Source organism: Mesorhizobium sp. M8A.F.Ca.ET.181.01.1.1 (assembly GCF_004792025.1).
Classification (GTDB): domain Bacteria; phylum Pseudomonadota; class Alphaproteobacteria; order Rhizobiales; family Rhizobiaceae; genus Mesorhizobium.
The window spans coordinates 1-301 of record NZ_SRTV01000242.1; the positions used below are offsets into that span (position 1 = coordinate 1).

1 protein-coding gene is annotated in these 301 nt (G+C 60.5%); it reads left to right on the forward strand.

The features are described from left to right. Nucleotides 1–301 (forward strand): AMP-binding protein (locus EN824_RS34450; protein WP_145972527.1); only part of this gene is annotated, 301 nt, incomplete at both ends.

Sequence of the window (301 nt, forward strand, 5' to 3'; positions counted from 1 at the left end):
TGCCGTTTCTGCGCGCGAAGGAGTTGAAGCAGATCATTGTGAAGGCGCAAGTGCGCGCCGCGCTTTGTGATGCGCGTTTGACAGAAGAGCTCGCGCGCTGCACCGATTCGCAAGACGAGTTCTACTGCGCCGAGTTGACGCAGACGCTGCTGTTTCATGACGACGCGGCCGGATCGCTCGATACGCTCGCCATCAACAAGCCCGCTGACTTCACTGCCTGCGATACCGCCGCCGACGACGTCTGTCTGATCGCGTTCACAAGCGGCACGACAGGCGAGCCGAAGGGCTGCATGCATTTTCA